The 14207-nt window shown below is 71.9% G+C and carries 16 protein-coding genes and 2 pseudogenes; 9 read left to right on the forward strand and 9 right to left on the reverse strand.

What is annotated here, in order from left to right:
* Positions 1 to 70: 70 nt before the first annotated feature.
* Together ACWC5O_RS30585 and ACWC5O_RS30590 are read right to left on the reverse strand one after the other, a co-directional pair.
* On the reverse strand, positions 71 to 721 hold the full coding sequence (locus ACWC5O_RS30585; protein WP_450591843.1) for a GntR family transcriptional regulator: 651 nt from the start codon (positions 719 to 721) through the stop codon (positions 71 to 73).
* A gap of 86 nt (positions 722 to 807) precedes the next feature.
* Positions 808 to 1671 carry a LysR family transcriptional regulator gene (locus ACWC5O_RS30590; protein ID WP_450591845.1) on the reverse strand — a complete coding sequence of 288 codons (864 nt, stop codon included), beginning with the start codon at positions 1669 to 1671 and terminating at the stop codon, positions 808 to 810.
* Between the two features lie 68 nt (positions 1672 to 1739).
* On the opposite strand from ACWC5O_RS30590, the gene ACWC5O_RS30595 reads away from it, so the two are divergent.
* The 5 genes and pseudogenes from ACWC5O_RS30595 to hemC all read left to right on the forward strand — a co-directional run bounded on the left by ACWC5O_RS30595 (position 1740) and on the right by hemC (position 5895).
* Positions 1740 to 2639 (forward strand): EamA family transporter, encoded by a 900-nt coding sequence (locus ACWC5O_RS30595; RefSeq protein WP_450591847.1) that lies wholly within the window; start codon positions 1740 to 1742, stop codon positions 2637 to 2639.
* A gap of 45 nt (positions 2640 to 2684) precedes the next feature.
* Positions 2685 to 2876 (forward strand): annotated as a pseudogene (locus tag ACWC5O_RS30600) (response regulator transcription factor); the annotation flags it as partial.
* A 150-nt stretch (positions 2877 to 3026) separates the two neighbouring features.
* Positions 3027 to 4004, forward strand: coding sequence for an ATP-dependent DNA ligase (locus ACWC5O_RS30605; protein ID WP_450591861.1), 978 nt, complete (start codon positions 3027 to 3029; stop codon positions 4002 to 4004).
* Positions 4005 to 4110: 106 nt separating this feature from the next.
* Positions 4111 to 4887: an NPP1 family protein gene (locus tag ACWC5O_RS30610; protein WP_450591849.1), complete on the forward strand. Its 777-nt coding sequence runs from the start codon at positions 4111 to 4113 to the stop codon at positions 4885 to 4887.
* A 72-nt stretch (positions 4888 to 4959) separates the two neighbouring features.
* The gene (gene hemC, locus ACWC5O_RS30615; RefSeq protein ID WP_450591850.1) at positions 4960 to 5895 is read left to right on the forward strand and encodes a hydroxymethylbilane synthase; all 936 of its coding nucleotides are present in this window, start codon (positions 4960 to 4962) and stop codon (positions 5893 to 5895) included.
* A gap of 6 nt (positions 5896 to 5901) precedes the next feature.
* Here the strand turns inward: hemC and ACWC5O_RS30620 are convergent, their stop codons facing one another.
* The 3 genes and pseudogenes from ACWC5O_RS30620 to ACWC5O_RS30630 form a co-directional block, all read right to left on the reverse strand.
* Entirely contained in the window at positions 5902 to 6441 is a 540-nt protein-coding gene (locus ACWC5O_RS30620) for a hypothetical protein (protein ID WP_450591851.1), read from the reverse strand.
* Between the two features lie 219 nt (positions 6442 to 6660).
* Positions 6661 to 6849 (reverse strand): annotated as a pseudogene (locus tag ACWC5O_RS30625) (ABC transporter permease); the annotation flags it as partial.
* A 235-nt stretch (positions 6850 to 7084) separates the two neighbouring features.
* Positions 7085 to 7537 carry a MarR family winged helix-turn-helix transcriptional regulator gene (locus ACWC5O_RS30630; protein ID WP_450591852.1) on the reverse strand — a complete coding sequence of 151 codons (453 nt, stop codon included), beginning with the start codon at positions 7535 to 7537 and terminating at the stop codon, positions 7085 to 7087.
* Between the two features lie 187 nt (positions 7538 to 7724).
* On the opposite strand from ACWC5O_RS30630, the gene ACWC5O_RS30635 reads away from it, so the two are divergent.
* A complete protein-coding gene (locus ACWC5O_RS30635) occupies positions 7725 to 8540 on the forward strand; it encodes an RNA polymerase sigma factor SigF (RefSeq protein WP_450591853.1) in 816 nt (271 codons plus the stop codon).
* A 47-nt stretch (positions 8541 to 8587) separates the two neighbouring features.
* Here the strand turns inward: ACWC5O_RS30635 and ACWC5O_RS30640 are convergent, their stop codons facing one another.
* Positions 8588 to 8944, reverse strand: a complete 357-nt coding sequence (locus ACWC5O_RS30640; RefSeq protein ID WP_450591854.1) for an ANTAR domain-containing protein — start codon at positions 8942 to 8944, stop codon at positions 8588 to 8590.
* A 127-nt stretch (positions 8945 to 9071) separates the two neighbouring features.
* Here ACWC5O_RS30640 and ACWC5O_RS30645 point away from each other — a divergent pair, with 127 nt between their 5' ends.
* Entirely contained in the window at positions 9072 to 9881 is an 810-nt protein-coding gene (locus tag ACWC5O_RS30645; RefSeq protein WP_450591856.1) for a VOC family protein, read from the forward strand.
* Positions 9882 to 9887: 6 nt separating this feature from the next.
* Here the strand turns inward: ACWC5O_RS30645 and ACWC5O_RS30650 are convergent, their stop codons facing one another.
* From ACWC5O_RS30650 to ACWC5O_RS30660, 3 genes are read right to left on the reverse strand one after another with little or no spacing between them, the layout of a single operon-like run.
* The gene (locus ACWC5O_RS30650) at positions 9888 to 10169 is read right to left on the reverse strand and encodes a hypothetical protein (RefSeq protein ID WP_450591857.1); all 282 of its coding nucleotides are present in this window, start codon (positions 10167 to 10169) and stop codon (positions 9888 to 9890) included.
* Between the two features lie 19 nt (positions 10170 to 10188).
* A complete protein-coding gene (gene glgX / locus ACWC5O_RS30655) occupies positions 10189 to 12330 on the reverse strand; it encodes a glycogen debranching protein GlgX (RefSeq protein WP_450591862.1) in 2142 nt (713 codons plus the stop codon).
* A gap of 23 nt (positions 12331 to 12353) precedes the next feature.
* The gene (locus tag ACWC5O_RS30660) at positions 12354 to 12878 is read right to left on the reverse strand and encodes a pep a2 (protein WP_450591859.1); all 525 of its coding nucleotides are present in this window, start codon (positions 12876 to 12878) and stop codon (positions 12354 to 12356) included.
* Between the two features lie 303 nt (positions 12879 to 13181).
* Between ACWC5O_RS30660 and ACWC5O_RS30665 the strand changes: the two genes are divergently transcribed.
* A complete protein-coding gene (locus tag ACWC5O_RS30665; protein WP_097256616.1) occupies positions 13182 to 13481 on the forward strand; it encodes a DUF5133 domain-containing protein in 300 nt (99 codons plus the stop codon).
* A 109-nt stretch (positions 13482 to 13590) separates the two neighbouring features.
* The coding region (locus tag ACWC5O_RS30670; RefSeq protein ID WP_450781110.1) for a maltotransferase domain-containing protein at positions 13591 to 14207 on the forward strand (617 nt) is incomplete at its 3' end.

Genomic DNA, 14207 nt, shown 5'->3' on the forward strand with positions numbered 1-14207 from the left:
GGTGTGCCCCTGCGGTGCCCTCGCCTCGATGGACAGGTGTGCGCCCGCCCCGCGTCCCGCGCGCGGTGCGTCAGTCGCTGAGCGCCTCGATCACGCTGGCGAGGTGGGCGCGGACGGCCGCTTCGGCCGCCTGCGGGTCCCTGGCCCTGATCGCTTCGATCATCGCCAGGTGCTCGGTCAGGGATTGCTGGGGACGCCCCGGCCTGAGCGCCAACTGGAAGCGATGGCGGACCAGTTGGGCGTTCAGCCGCTCCAGCAGCTCGACGGCGGTCTGCTGTCCGGAGATCTCCCGGATCCGGTCGTGGAGTCGGTGGTTGAGTTCGGAGTACGTGACCGGCTCGCCGTCGGCGACGGCCTTCTGCATCGCCGCGCCGAGGTCGGCCAGCCCGGCCAGTTGCTCGTCGCTCGCCGCGACGGCCGCCTTCGCCGCGCACAGTCCTTCCAGGACCATGCGGCACTCCGTGATCGCGACCGCTTCCTCCACGGTCACCACCCGCACCCGCGAGCCGCGGTTGCGGATCCGTTCGACCAGTCCCTGTGCCTCCAGATCGATCAGTGCCGCCCGGATGCTGGCCCGCGTCACACCGAACTGCTCGGCGAGTTCGTTCTCCACCAGCCGCTGGGCCGGTGCCATCTCGCCGTGCGCGATCGCCTGCCGCAGCTGCGCGAGCGCATGCTGTTTGGCCTGCTCTCCGGTGGTCGGACGGGCTTCCTTCGGCATCGTGCCCTCCCTGAGTGAGTGCCTGTCGAACGTAAATCTAGCCAAACAAGATTGTCAACAATTTTGTTCATACTTCCTCAGCCGCCTCAGCCCGCCCGGTACAGCTCGGTGAGCAGTTCGCGCACGGCCTGGTGGGCGGGGTGCGGGTCGTCGCGCCACCAGGCGAGGCGCACGGCGACGGGTTCGGCGTCGCGCACCGGCCGGTAGACGATGCCGGGCCTCGGGTACTGGTTCGCGGTGGACTCGGCCGTCACGCCGATACCCCGTCCGGCGGCGATGACGGTGAGCCAGTCGTCCACGTCGTACGTCTCCGCCACGGCCGGCCGGGCGTCCGGCGGCCACAGCTCCGGCGTGGCCGTGCCGGTGCGGCGGTCGACGAAGAGGGTGCGTCCGGCGATGTCGGCGAGCCGGACCGAGCGGCGCCTGGCGAGGGGGTCGTCGGCGGCCAGCGCGCACAGGCGCCGTTCCAGGCCGACGATGGCGGAGTCGAAGCGCCGGTCGTCCAGCGGCCTGCGGACGACCGCGAGATCGCAGGCGCCCTCGGCCAGCCCCGCGGACGGGGAGTTGACGCGCACCAGGTGCAGGTCGGTGTCGGAATGCGCCGCGGTCCAGCGCCGCTGGAAGGCCACGGTGTGGCGGCCGAGCGCCGACCAGGCGTAACCGATCCGCACCCGCTCCTGCCCCGAGGTGGCCTCCAGGACCAGCTCGGTCACGTCCGCGAGCACCCGCCGGGCCTGCGCCACCACGCGCAGCCCGGTCGCGGTCGGGGTCACGGCGCGCGACGTGCGCCTGAGCAGCCGTACCCCCAGGGCCCGTTCGAGGGAGGCGAGGGTGCGGGAGACGGCGGCCTGGGAGACGCCGAGGGCGATGGCCGCGTCGGTGAAGGTGCCCTCGTCGACGATGGCCACGAGGCAGCGGAGCTGGCGCAGGTCGATGTCGGCGTCATGCATACGCTCAGCGTATAGATGAACCCGAGCATGCATTTTGCGTAAGCACCCTGGTGGCGCACCATCCGGGCATGCCTCAAGCTCTCGAACGCCCTGCCGCCGGGACCGCGCCCACCACCCCGTCCGGCTCCGCGCCGCAGGTCCGGCGGCCGGCCGGGGTGGCCACCATGTTCGGCAGCGGCCTGTCCAACCAGACCGGCGCGGCCATCGGGGCACTGGCCTTCCCCGTGCTCGGGCCCCTCGGCGTGGTCGCGATGCGCCAGTACGTCGCGGCGCTGGTCCTGCTGACCGTCGGCCGGCCGCGCCTTCGGTCCTTCACCTGGCGCCAGTGGTGGCCCGTGCTGCTGCTCGCGGCGGTCTTCGGCACGATGAACCTCACCCTGTACAGCGCGGTCGACCGGATCGGTCTGGGTCTCGCGGTGACCCTGGAGTTCCTCGGCCCGCTCGCCATCGCCCTGGCCGCGTCCCGGCGCCGGCTGGACGCGGGGTGCGCGGTGCTGGCGGCGGCCGGGGTCGTGGTCCTGATGCGTCCGCAGCCCTCCACCGACTACGTGGGCATGGGTCTCGGCCTGGTGGCGGCCTGCTGCTGGGCCTCGTACATCCTGCTCAACCGGGTCGTCGGCCGCCGCATCCCCGGGGCCCAGGGCGCGGCCGCCGCCGCGGGGGTGTCGGCGCTGGCCTTCCTGCCGGCCGGCATCGTCGTCGCCGTACGACACACGCCCACGGCCGGGGCCGTGCTGTGCGCCATGGCCGCCGGGGTACTCTCCTCGGCCGTGCCGTACCTCGCCGACCTTCTCACCCTGCGAACCGTGCCCGCGCAGACGTTCGGGCTGTTCATGAGCGTCAATCCGGTGCTCGCGGCGGTGGTCGGCTGGATCGTCCTCGGCCAGGGGCTCGGCGCGCCGGAGTGGGCGGGCATCGGCGCGGTCGTGGCCGCGAACGCGACCAGCATCGTGACCGCGCGAAACTGACGCTCGCCGTGGTGCGGGCCGGGACGCGGACCGGCCCACGGCAAACCGCGCGAGCGCGAGGTGCTGCAGCTGACGGCCGAGGGCCACGACAACACCACCATCGCCAAGACCCTCGTCATCACCGAACGCTCGGTCAGCAAGCACATCGGCAACGTCTTCCTGAAGCTGGGGCTGCCGCCCAGCGACGGCGGACACCGCCGGGTGCTGGCCGTGCTCGCCCACCTGCAGCACGCGTGAGCCTCCCCTGACCGAGCCCAACTCCTGGTGCCGGCCCGTCAGTCGGCGCCGGCCGCGACCGAGGCGACCAGAGGGGCCCGTTCAGGGGAACCGGTGGCGAAAGGCGCGTGAGGGTGCCGGGTGCGGTCGACACCTTCTGCCGTGACCGCCGTGACCCTGCCGTTGATTCCGCCGATGCTCGCCACCCCGGGCAAGCTGCCGCCCGCCGCCCAGGACGAGCGGTGGGCGTACGAGACCAAGCAGGACGGTCAGCGGGTGATGGTCTACCTGCCCGGCGACGGCAGCGTGCTGCTGCGCGCCCGGTCCGGTGAGGAGATCACCGGCGCCTACCCCGAACTCCGGGCGCTCGGCGGTGCCCTGGGCGGCGCGGCCGCCGTCCTGGACGGCGAGGTGCTGGCCCTGGACGAGCAGGGGCGGGCGGACTTCCAGCTGCTGCAGAGCCGGATGGGCCTCGCCCACTCCCCCGCGCGAGCGGCCCGCCGGGCCGCGCAGGTGCCGGTCCACCTGGTGCTCTTCGACGTGCCCTACCTGGAGCGACCGCTCCTCAGGCTCCCTTACGCGGAGCGGCGGGCACGGCTGGAGGAGCTGGGCCTGACGGGACCGTACTGGTCGACGCCGGCCGCGGTGACCGGGCACGGTGCCCAGGCGCTGCGGGCGACCCGGGAGCACGGTCTCGAAGGGCTGGTGTGCAAGCGGCTGGACTCGGTGTACGAGCCCGGGGTGCGCTCCCGCACCTGGATCAAGATCCGCAACATGCGCAGCGAGGACGTGATCGTCGGCGGCTGGCTGCCGGGCCGGGGGCGGCTGACCGGGCTGCCCGGCGCGGTGCTGGTCGGCCAGCGGGCCGGCGGCCGGCTGCGCTACGTGGGCGGGGTGGGCACCGGCTGGAGCGAGGCGGAGCGGACGGAGCTGGCGGCGCTGCTGCGGGCCGCCGCCGGCACCGAGTGCCCCTTCGACCCGGTGCCGCGGATCGCGGACGCCCGCTGGGTGCTGCCCCGGCTGGTCGGCGAGGTCAGCTACAGCACCCGGACCCGGGCCGGGCTGCTCCGCCAGCCGTCGTGGCTGCGGCTGCGCCCCGACCTCACCCCGGAGGAGTCGGCGGCGGACGTCCCGGAGGACCGGCAGTAGGTGTTGTGCGGGGCTTCACGCATGGAACGCGTGTGATCTCTTGGCAGCACGGCTTCCACCCGCGATGCTGAACTCCCTTGCGCCCCACCGCTGTTGGAGGTCCTGCGTGTCGTCGTCCGCTTCCCGTGTCCGGCGCGGCAGATGGCTCGCCGCGCTCGCCGGTGCCGCCGCTCTCGTCGTCGCCTTCCCGACCTCCGCCTTCGCCGCACCGCCGCTCGCGCTGCCCGCGGACGCCGAGCCGGGCGAGCTGACGTACCAGCCCGCCTTCGACTACGACACCGACGGCTGCTACCCGACGCCCGCGATCGGGCCGGACGGCACCGTCAACGGCGGCCTCAAGCCGACGGGCGCCCTCAACGGCAGCTGCCACGACGCCTCCGACCTGGACAACACCAACAGCTACTCGCGCTACAAGTGCAACAACGGCTGGTGCGCCTACCTGTACGGCCTGTACTTCGAGAAGGACCAGGCGCTCCCCGGCAGCAGCATCGGCGGGCACCGGCACGACTGGGAGCACGTGGTGGTGTGGGTACAGGACGGGCAGGTGCGGTACGTGTCGACGTCCAACCACGGCTCGTTCACCGTGCACCCGGTCTCCCAGGTCCGATTCGAGGGCAGCCACCCGAAGGTCGTGTACCACAAGGACGGCATCGGCACGCACTGCTTCCGGCTCGCCAACGCGAACGACGAGCCGCCGGAGAACCACGAGCACACCTGGCAGTACCCGCCGCTGGTCGGCTGGAACGGCTATCCGGCGGGCCTGCGCGACAAGCTCAGCGCCTACGACTTCGGCAGCGCCCACTTCGGCCTCAAGGACGCGAGTTTCCCCTCCCACCTGGCCTCGGCCAAGCCGTCCGGGATCACCTTCGACCCGAACGCCTGACCCATACCCGAACTCCTGATTCCGAGTGGGAACATGACGGGGCATCACGCCCGAGGGTCTATCGTGTCCCTCATGTCCGTCCCGGAACTGATCCGTATCGTGTCCCGCGACTCACCGATGGCTCTCGCCCAAGTCGAGCGCGTGCGCTCCGAGTTGGGCGAGCTGCATCCGGGGGTGCGCACCGAGGTCGTACCCGTGAAGACCACGGGTGACAAGTGGCTCGGCGACCTGTCCAAGGTCGAGGGCAAGGGGGCGTTCACCAAGGAGGTGGACGCGGCCCTGCTGGCCGGGGAGGCGGACCTCGCGGTGCACTGCGTCAAGGACGTGCCCGCCGACCGGCCGCTGCCCGCCGGCACGGTGTTCGCCGCGTTCCTGAAGCGGGACGACATCCGGGACGCGCTCGTGCACCCGGACGGGCTCACCCTCGACGAACTTCCGGCCGGCACCCGGATCGGCACCTCCTCGGTGCGCCGGGTCGCCCAACTGGCCGCCACGCACCCGCACCTGGAGTGCGTGCCGTTCCGCGGGAACGCCAACCGCCGGCTGGAGAAGCTGGCCGCCGGTGAGGCGGACGCACTGCTGCTCGCGGTGTCCGGTCTGGAGCGGATCGGCCGCCAGGACGTGATCAGCGAGGTGCTGTCCCCGGAGACGATGATGCCGCCGATCGGCGCGGGCATCCTCGCCCTGCAGTGCCGGGAGGGCGACACCGAGCTGATCGACGCGGTCAGCGGGCTCGGCGACCCCGCCACGCACCGGGAGGCCACGGCCGAGCGGATGTTCCTGCACGTGCTGCAGGGGCACTGCAACAGCCCGATCGCCGGCTACGCACACGTGGACCGCGGCGGTGAACTCTCCCTACGGGCCTGTGTGTTCACCCCGGACGGCAAGACGCGGCTGAACGCCCACGAGTGGGCGGGCCGGCTGGACGCGGCCACGCTCGGCACCTCGGTCGCGGTGGCGCTGCTGCGGCAGGGAGCCCGGGAGATCATCGACGGCATCCCGCACTGACCCGGGTCAGGCGGTGCCGGGCTCCGTCTGGTCCTTCACCGCCTGGTCCTTCAGGAAGGCGCTGACCTGGTGGGCCAGGCCGCCCAGCCCGGTGCCCGCGGTGGCGGCCGCCGTGGTCGCCTCCAGCATGCCGATGCCGCCCGCCCACAGCCTGCGGTCGGCCCACTCCTCGTCCACCCGCAGCTGGACCTGCACGTCCACGTGAGTGAGGGCTGCCTCCGGAGCGGCCGCGTAGAGCACGGCGGTGGCCCGGCGCAGCGGATAGACGTCGAAGCCCTCGATGAACTGGGAGTTGCGCCAGTCGATGAACGCGCCCTCCCCGTCCGGGCCGACCCGGATGTCCATCTGACCGTCCTCGAGATGGATGCCGTAGTGCCGTGCACCGCGGTTCTCGACCGTCACCCGGACACTGAAGTACGTCAGCCCGGCCGCGGCGTCGTCACGTCCGCGCGGCGGCTCGGCCGCCTCCAGGCGGTGGACGCGGACCCGCAGACCGGCATGCTCGTCATACTCGTGCCAGTCCCCGACCACGTTCGGCTCGTACACAGTGCCCCTCTCGACCTCGGAGAGCTGCTGTCTATCTGTGCGCTCAGCGCACTGTCAAATGAGCAGAATGCGCTGTGGCCAGGGGGTTCGCCCGCTTTGATCGGTGATCAAGCGCTGCGCAGGAAGAATCCCGTCACCGGGGTCTCGGGCGGGGTGCGCCTGCGTGCCGCATGTCACTCCGCGGCAAGATCAACGAGCCAGCCGGCCGAGCGGCGAGGAGGCCGCGGCGACGCCGAGCAGCTTCAGCGGGTTCCAGGTGAGGGCCACGCCGAGCAGGGCGGCGATGAGGATGACGACGACGGCCTGGATCAGCGACTTCACTCCGGCCGCGAACGCCTTGCCGGTGATCAGCACCGAGCGCGGGGGCGGCGTGACGAGAAGCTTGTTCAGGATGCCCGCGTCCCGCTGGGCGACGCGCTCGGCGCGCTCGCGGTGCGGCACGCCGAAGACCCGGGCGGACAGGGCGACGTTCTCCCGTGCGGTCAGCCCGCTGTCGGCTGACAGCTGCTGCGGGACGTAGCCGAGGAGGCGGCGTACCGCCATGCGCTCCTTGGCGACGTCGTGTCCGCCCTGGTGTCCCCGAAGGAGTGGGCGAGGCGGGTGCAGGCGACGGCTTCGGCGGGCGGGGCGGAGGGGGCGCTCGTCATGTCTCCTCGGCCTCCTCGTACAGGGTGGCGGCCAGTTTGCGCAGCGCCGGGAGCGCCGCGAGCAGGGCCTCCCGGTCGGCCTCGTCCAGCCGGGCCACATGGCGGCCGAGCAGTTCGGCCCGGCGACGCTGCCAGTCCCCGAGCCGCTGCTCGGCGGCCTCGGTGAGCACCAGGCGGGCGGCCCGCCGGTCGGCGGCGTCGGTCTCCCGGACCAGGTAGCCGTCCCGGACGAGGTGGTTGACCAGGGTCGACACGGAGTTGCCCGCCAGGTGCAGGGCCCGGGCGGCCTCCGAGATGCCGATGCCGGGCCGGCCCTCGACCAGCCGCAGCAGCTCCACCTCGGCACCGCGGAGCCGAGGCAGGGTCAGCCCGCCGCGCAGCCTGCGCCGGATCAGCCGCTGGATCCGTACGAATGCGTCGGCCAGCTCCTCGGGGAAATCGGTTTCCACCCCTGATGATTACCTCTGTTACAGAGGTATCGCTCTTCAAGAGGCGGTGAAGAGCAGCCGGGAGCATTCCCCTTCGCGTCCGGTATCTACCGAATTGTTTGATCTATTCGCCAGCGGGAATCCGCACAACAGTGCTTCGGACAGGAGGCACGCCCCGATCCAGCAACCGCTGAGGGAAGTGCGCGCTATGCCTGTCACCGGCAGCACGAAGCCTCATCCCCATGACGACGCCCCGGACACGACCGAGTCCTTCGAGCGGCTCGCACAGCTGCCGGACGGACCCGAGCGTCGGGCGCTCCGGGACGAGCTGGTCCGGCTGTGGCTGCCCATGGCCGAGCGGATCGCCGTACGGTTCCGGGGCCGCGGGGAGTCCCTGGAGGACCTGTACCAGGTGGCCGCCCTCGGCCTGGTGAAGGCCGTCGACCACTACGACCCGGACCGTGGCCGGGCCTTCGAGGCGTACGCGGTGCCCACGGTCACCGGTGAGATCAAACGCCACTTCCGCGACCACATGTGGACACTGCATGTGCCGCGCCGGGTGCAGGATCTTCGCAACCGGGTCCGCGTCGCCCTCAAGGAACTGGCGCAGACCACGCCCGGGCGGGCTCCCACCGTCGCCGAGATCGCCGCGCACACGAAGCTCAGCCAGGCCGAGGTGCGCACCGGTATGGAGGCCCTGGAGTGCTTCTCGGCCCTGTCGCTGGACGCCGAGGTGTCCGGGACGGAGGGGTACGCGCTCGGTGACTCGCTCGGCGAGGCGGACCCCGGCTTCGACCTCGTGGTCGACCGCGCCGCGGTCAAACCGTGCCTCCAGGCGCTGCCCGAACGTGAGCGCACCATCCTCTACCTGCGGTTCTTCGACGGGATGACGCAGAGCCGGATCGCCCAGCAGCTGGGCATCTCGCAGATGCACGTCTCCCGGCTGCTCAGCGGCTGCTTCGAGCGGCTGCGGGAGGAACTGCTCACGGAGGCGCCGGCCGAGCACCTCGCGGAGGCCGGCTGAGCACCTCGCGGAGTCGGCTGAGCACCTCGCCGAGGCGGGCTGAGCCCTCAGTCCTCCACGCTGCCGGGGCTCTCCTCCGTGCGGGCGGGGATGGCCTCGGCGGCCCCGGGGATCTGGACAGGCCCATGCCGGTCCAGGGCGTCCTCCAGCGCGGCACGGATCGCGGGCGGGATGTCGCCCCGGCGCCCCCAGATGAGGATCAGCTCCGCGATGTTGCGCAGCTTGATGTTGGTGTGCTGGGAGATGTCCTTCAGCACCTCCCACCCCTGGTCGGGCGTCACCCGACCGAGGGCGACCATCATCCCGATGGCCTGGTCGATGACAGCGTGGGAGGCCACGGCCTCCTTCAGCTGGTCCACTTCGGCCTGCAGCTCGGCGATCCGGTCGGGCTCCCTCTCTCCCATGCCTCCATCGTGCTCACCCGCCTGGCCCCCCGCCACCGGGGTACTCGACAGGCACCGCACCCGGTTCCGGTTGGACACTGGTGCCAGACCGGTGGGCGCCGGACCCCGAGACCAGGACGCGACTGCCATGAACGATGACACGCCTGCCAGCGGTGGACCGAGGACGAGGGACATCATCTCCACTCACTCCGTCTTCGGTGCCCCGTGCTGGGTGAGCCTGACCAGCCGCGACCTGAAGGCCACCCAGGAGTTCTACTCAGCGCTGTTCGGCTGGCGGTGGCGCGGCGCCAAACTCGGCGAGCACTTCAGGATCGCGCTGGCCGACGGTGTGCCCGTCGCCGGGATCGCCGCGGTCGCCGCCATGTGGCAGATGGCGGTGGCCTGGACCCCGTACTTCGCCGTGCCCGACGCGGACGAGGCCGCGTCGCGGGCCCGGGAGCGCGGCGGTACGGCGGCGGTGGGGCCCCTGTCCTTCCCGCCGGGGCGGGCGGCGCTGCTCGCCGACCGGGACGGGGCCACCTTCGGGATCTGGGAGGGCGAGCTGGTCGGCAACTGGGAGGCCTGGCGGCGCGCCGCCCCCACCTTCATCCGGCTGCACACCCGTAACGCCTTCGACTCCGCGCTCTTCTACGGCGAGATCCTCGGCTGGGCTTCCGGCAAACCGGGCTGCTGCGAGGTCGAGTACGAGGGCGGCGAGGTGGTGCTGCGCAGCCGGGGTGACGTGGTGGCACGCATCGACTCGGGCGCGGTGGAGTCGGCCCCGGACCCCTCCGTACGGCCGCACTGGCAGATCCACTTCGCGGTGGCCGACGTGGCTGGCTGCGCGCGGACGGCCGAGAAGCACGGCGGCAGCGTCCTGAGCGAGGAGGAGGACGAGGCGATCCTCCGGGACCCGGACGGAGCCCAGTTCACGGTCACGTCCCGCCGCTCCCGCTGAGCAGCCTCAGCGGACCGGTCCGACACGACCGGCCCAGGAGGCCGGCTCCGGGAACGCGTCCCAGGTCACCTCGACGCCGGCGCCGCCGGCGAGGTCCCTGAGCAGCGCGCCGGCAGCGGCCTGCGCCGCTTCGGCTTCCGCCTCGGCCGGGACCCCGTCGAGGCGCCCGCAGAGCGTCCCGCCGTCCGCGGTGCGGATGCTGTGGCGCCAGCCGTCCGGTGTCGCCAGCAGGACGATGCTCTCGGGCGCCCCGGGGAGCGGCCCCTGCTTCCCGTGCCGTTTCGCCATACCACCATCCAACATCACGTCACCGGCGGCGGCCTCCGTCGGCCCGTGCCCCGCTGTGCGACGGCCGCGACAGCAGGATCAGGCTACGGGGCTCCACGCGGAGCCGGGTGCCTGCCTTGCGTTCGCGTTCGTCGGGGATGGCGTCCGGATCGGCGGTGTCGATCAGGGTCGTCCAGCGCTCGCCGTAGGACTCGTCGGGGAGGCGGAAGTCGACGGGCTCCCAGTAGCCGTTCAGGAGCAGCAGGAAGGAGTCGTCGAGCACACGGCGGCCGTAGGGGTCGCGTTCGGCGATCGCGTCGCCGTTGAGGAACACGCCGACCGAGTGGGCGTCGTCGCGCTGCCAGTCCCGGGCGGTCATCTCGCGGGCGTCGGGCCGCAGCCACATCAGGTCGGGCAGCGGCTGCTTGGCGTTGGTCGCGGTCTCGCCGCGGAAGAAGCGGCGCCTGCGCAGCACGGGATGCTGGGCGCGCAGGTTGATGACGTACCGGGTGAAGTCCGTGAGGATGCGCTGCTCGTCCGTCAACTTCCAGTCGGTCCAGGAGACTTCGTTGTCCTGGCAGTAGGCGTTGTTGTTGCCGCGCTGGGTGCGGCCGAGTTCGTCGCCGTGGCTGAGCATCGGTATGCCCTGGGACAGCAGCAGGGTCGCGAGGAAGTTGCGCTGCTGGCGGGCGCGGAGTTCGAGGACGGCCGGGTCGTCGGTGTCGCCCTCGACGCCGCAGTTCCAGGACCGGTTCGCGCTCTCGCCGTCCCGGTTGCCCTCGCCGTTGGCCTCGTTGTGCTTGTCGTTGTACGACACGAGGTCGCGGAGGGTGAAACCGTCGTGTGCCGTCACGAAGTTGACGCTCGCCCGCGGCCGGCGCCGGCTGTGCTGGTACAGGTCGGAGGAGCCGGTCAGCCGGGAGGCGAACTCGCCGAGCGAGCCGGGTTCCGCCCGCCAGAAGTCCCGTACGGCGTCCCGGTAACGGCCGTTCCACTCCGACCACAGCGGCGGGAAGTTGCCCACCTGGTAGCCGCCCTCGCCCACGTCCCAGGGCTCGGCGATGAGTTTGACGCGGCTGATCACCGGGTCCTGCTGGATCAGGTCGAAGAAGGCCGAGAGCCGGTCCACCTCGTGGAACTGCCGGGCCAGCGTGGCCGCGAGGTCGAAGCGGAAGCCGTCGACGTGCATCTCGGTGACCCAGTACCGCAGCGAGTCCATGATCAGCTGCAGTACGTAGGGGTGCCGCATGAGCAGGCTGTTGCCGGTGCCCGTGGTGTCGTAGTAGTGCCCCCAGTCGCCGTCGACCAGGCGGTAGTAGGAGGCGTTGTCGATGCCCCGGAAGGACAGGGTGGGGCCCATCTCGTTGCCCTCGGCGGTGTGGTTGTAGACCACGTCGAGGATGACTTCGAGGCCGGCCGCGTGCAGCGCCCTCACCATCGCCTTGAACTCGTTGACCTGCTGGCCCCGGCTGCCGAAGGCGGCGTAGGCGTTGTGCGGAGCGAAGAAGCCGATGGTGTTGTAGCCCCAGTAGTTGGCGAGGCCACGGTCCTGCAGGATGCCGTCCTGCACGAACTGGTGGACCGGCATCAGCTCCACCGCGGTGACACCGAGCGAGGTCAGGTGGTCCAGGACCGCCGGGTGCGCGAGGCCCGCGTAGGTGCCGCGCAGCCGCTCGGGGACGTCCGGGTGGGTGCGGGTCAGGCCCCGCACGTGGGCCTCGTAGATGACGGAGTCGGCGTACGCGTGCCGCGGCGGGCGGTCGTCGCCCCAGTCGAAGTACGGGTCCGTGACCACGCCCAGCATCGAGTGGCCGGCGCTGTCCCCCGGGGAGGGGCCGTCCGCCGCGCGCTCGTAGAGCGAGGCGTGGTTGTCGATCTGGCCGTCCACCGCCCGCGCGTACGGGTCGAGCAGCAGCTTCGCCGGGTTGCACCGGTGGCCGAGGTTCGGCTGCCAGGGGCCGTGCACGCGGTAGCCGTAGCGCCGGCCCGGCCCGACGCCGGGCAGGTAGGCGTGCCACACGAAGCCGTCGACCTCGCTCAGGGGGACGGGGCGCTCGGTGCCGGCGTCGTCGACCAGGATCAGCTCGACGCGCTCGGCCACCTCGCTGAACAGAGCGAAGTTGGTGCCCTGCCCGTCGAAGACGGCGCCCAACGGGTAGGGGTGCCCGCTCCAGACGGGCACCCCTTTCCGGGACTTCCGTGCCGTCACCGGGCGCCCTCCAGGACGCCGTCCAGGACGCCGTCCACAGTGGTCGCCGGGGCGGCCAGGGCGAGCACCGGGAGCTCGCGGGGTACCTGAAGCCCCTGGCTCAGGCTCGGCGCCGGGGCCGTCGGGACCAGCGGGACCCGCTCGCCGGAGCGGGCGCGCTGCGAGAACCAGATGATCTTGGCGCCGTTGTCCGAGGCACAGCAGCCCCAGCCGTCGCTCATGGCGGCGATGTCCGCCAGGCACGCCCGCAGGTCCTGGTCCGGGCGCAGGTCGCGGTCGTCGCCGCCGACGGCCGTGATGAGATGCTGGCCGTTCCACCACATCTCGATCGACGTGTCCTTGTCCGAGGCGTGCTCGTCGATCGCGCGCAGCAGCAGTTCGGCACCGTGACAGACGGGGACCACGAGGTTTTCGAGGTCCCAGTAGCGGAGATGGGCGGCCAGGATGCGGCTGACCTGTCCCACCCGTTCCGGGCTGACTTCCACGTCCAGGTGGTAGTAGCAGGGCACTGCGGTCTTCATCGTCGCTTGCTCCTCACCCGCGAAGCTCCCGCTCCCCGTGCCGCTGTCCGGGAGTGTTCCGGACACCGAGCGTGAGCGCCGATCGCTTCTGAGTCACCTCCACAGTGGGGTCACTACGCCATTCGTGCAACACGAGCCTCTCGAACGGCGGATGGTTGAAGATCCAACAGGACGTTGCGTGGCCGTGCGTGCACCATGAGTGAAAGCCTCGATCGCCGTAACGGTGCCGTGCCCTCCCCTGCGCGGACACCACCCGACCGTCGGGAACGCGCCCAGTCGAGAGCGTGGAAGGTGAAGAGGGTCATGCTGCTACCCGCCAAGGCCGAAGTGGCCCGGCAGTTGCGGCGTTACCGGGCGTGGGAGCGCGTGATGCTCGCCAAGCCCCACGACCGCACGGTCCGGGCCACTTTCGAGGACTCGGGCTACACCTTGTGCGTGCTGATGGGAAAGCGCTGCGCCCGGGAGGCAGCAGACGCGGCGGAGCGCTATCTGCGCTCCAGCCTGGCCGGCTATCTGCGCGAGCAGGACGGGCGGCCGCAGTCGGGCCGGGCGGCCCGGCGGGCACCACCACCGGAGCGGCGTTCCACGGCGCCAAGCCCCTGACGTGGCACCGTACTCGGCAATCCCCACGGGGCGGCAGCAGCCGAACCGTTTTCTCGGATCGCGAAGCCGGGCCGGAGGCCCGGCTTCGCGCACGGCGGAGGTGAGATCCATGCGCAGGACCCCGGCCATCGGCCGTGTACCGGTACGAGACGTCCGGCCGGCCGTGGAGTGCGGCAGGCGCCCGGCGAAGGCGGTGGCCGGAGAGACGTTCCAGGTCACGGCCACCGTGTTCCGCGAGGGGCACGACGCCGTCGGCGCCAACGTCGTCCTGCGTGATCCGACGGGCCGCCGTGGCCCCTGGACCCCGATGCGCGAACTGTCCCCCGGCAGCGACCTGTGGGGTGCGGAGGTCACCCCGGACGCCACCGGCCGCTGGACCTTCCGTGTGGAGGCGTGGAGCCATCCGCTGGCGACCTGGCGGCACACCGCCTCCGTCAAGATCCCGGCGGGCATCGACACCGGCCTGGTCCTGGAGGAGGGCGCCGACCTCTACGAGCGTGCGACCGCGGGAGTGCCCAAGGGGCCGCAGCGGGACCTGGTCCTGGCCGCGGCGCGGGCTCTCGGCGACGACACGCTGTCGGTGCACCACCGCCTGAAGGCCGCGTTGTCGCCGGAGGTGGACGCGGTGCTGTCCCGTCACCCGTTGCGGGAGTTGGTCACCGCGTCCGACGCGATGCCGCTGCTCGTGGAGCGGGAGCGGGCCCTGTACGGGTCGTGGTACGAGTT

The organism is Streptomyces sp. NPDC001450, from assembly GCF_053597295.1.

Bases quoted from the DNA above. Each gene is read 5' to 3' on its own strand.
- ACWC5O_RS30585 (WP_450591843.1), bottom strand. From the start codon at position 721: ATGCCGAAGGAAGCCCGTCCGACCACCGGAGAGCAGGCCAAACAGCAT.
- ACWC5O_RS30590 (WP_450591845.1), bottom strand. From the start codon at position 1,671: ATGCATGACGCCGACATCGACCTGCGCCAGCTCCGCTGCCTCGTGGCC.
- ACWC5O_RS30595 (WP_450591847.1), top strand. From the start codon at position 1,740: ATGCCTCAAGCTCTCGAACGCCCTGCCGCCGGGACCGCGCCCACCACC.
- hemC (WP_450591850.1), top strand. From the start codon at position 4,960: ATGTCCGTCCCGGAACTGATCCGTATCGTGTCCCGCGACTCACCGATG.
- ACWC5O_RS30635 (WP_450591853.1), top strand. From the start codon at position 7,725: ATGCCTGTCACCGGCAGCACGAAGCCTCATCCCCATGACGACGCCCCG.
- ACWC5O_RS30640 (WP_450591854.1), bottom strand. From the start codon at position 8,944: ATGGGAGAGAGGGAGCCCGACCGGATCGCCGAGCTGCAGGCCGAAGTG.
- ACWC5O_RS30645 (WP_450591856.1), top strand. From the start codon at position 9,072: ATGAACGATGACACGCCTGCCAGCGGTGGACCGAGGACGAGGGACATC.
- ACWC5O_RS30650 (WP_450591857.1), bottom strand. From the start codon at position 10,169: ATGGCGAAACGGCACGGGAAGCAGGGGCCGCTCCCCGGGGCGCCCGAG.
- ACWC5O_RS30660 (WP_450591859.1), bottom strand. From the start codon at position 12,878: ATGAAGACCGCAGTGCCCTGCTACTACCACCTGGACGTGGAAGTCAGC.
- ACWC5O_RS30665 (WP_097256616.1), top strand. From the start codon at position 13,182: ATGCTGCTACCCGCCAAGGCCGAAGTGGCCCGGCAGTTGCGGCGTTAC.